This is a genomic window from Paracraurococcus ruber, assembly GCF_004353985.1.
GTDB lineage: Bacteria > Pseudomonadota > Alphaproteobacteria > Acetobacterales > Acetobacteraceae > Paracraurococcus > Paracraurococcus ruber.
Genome location: NZ_SMOA01000611.1, coordinates 1 through 992, shown reverse-complemented (window position 1 = coordinate 992; position 992 = coordinate 1). Strand labels below are relative to the sequence as shown.

The 992-nt window shown below is 75.3% G+C and carries 2 protein-coding genes; both read left to right on the top strand.

Annotation, left to right across the window (positions count from 1 at the left end; translation table 11 throughout):
* Positions 1–297, top strand: a 297-nt coding sequence (locus tag E2C05_RS32085) for a penicillin-binding transpeptidase domain-containing protein (protein WP_275670532.1), incomplete at its 5' end; no start/stop codon positions are given.
* A gap of 99 nt (positions 298–396) precedes the next feature.
* Positions 397–992, top strand: a 596-nt coding sequence (locus E2C05_RS32080; protein WP_408901646.1) for a sensor histidine kinase, incomplete at its 3' end; no start/stop codon positions are given.

Sequence of the window (992 nt, the reverse complement as noted above, 5' to 3'; positions counted from 1 at the left end):
GTGCCCCGCGCGGCGCCGCAGCGGGCGGCGGCGCCGGAGGACGCGGCGGCGATGCGGCGGATGCTGGAGGCGGTGGTGGCGCGCGGCACCGGCCGCGCCGCGGCCCTCCCCGGCCGGGGGGTCGCCGGCAAGACCGGCACCACGCAGGATTTCCGCGATGCCTGGTTCGTCGGCATCCTGGGCAATACCGTCATCGGCATCTGGCTGGGCAATGACGACGGACGGCCGATGGACGATGTGCGCGGCGGTACCCTGCCCGCCCGGCTGTTCCGGGACATCGCGGAGGCCGGGCTGTAGCCCATGCGCCGCAGCCCCGACAATTCCGCCGGACGAACCGACTCCCGGCCTCCGGCGGGGTCATAAATGCGTGGCGGACCAGGTGGGACAGGCAGGCGGATGACGGCGGAGGACACCGGGTTGCGGCGACAGGCGGAGCGCATGGCGGCCATCGGCGGGATTGCCCGCACGGTGCAACACGACATCAACAACCTGCTGACCGTCATCTTCGCCAATCTGGAGATGCTGAAGCGCACCGCGGCGGAAGGCGGGCCGCAGCGCCAATTGGCGCGGGTGGAGGCGGCCGCCCGCCGCTTCGAGGGCACGAGCCGGTCCATCCTCTCGCTCATCCGCCGCCCGGCGGGGGTGCAGGAGGCGATCCGGCTGTCGGAGGCGCTGCGGGCGATCGAGCCCCTGCTGTCCATGCTGCTGCCCGGGCCCAGCGCCCTGGTGCTGACCCTGGCCGAGCATGACCCGCCCGTGCTGCTGGAGCGCAGCGCGCTGGAGGAGGCGCTGATCGCCCTGGCGCAGGAGATCAACGAGGCGCAGCCGCGCGGCGTCGCCCTGACGCTGGCGGTGGAGGACACGGCGGCGGGCGGCGTGCTGACCATCGGCCCCGCCGAAGGGACGCCGCCGGCCGCCCTGGACCGCCTGGCGGCGGTGGCCAGCGAGGCCGGCGGCGAGGCCGAGGCGGCGGGGACCGGGCTGCGGCTGCG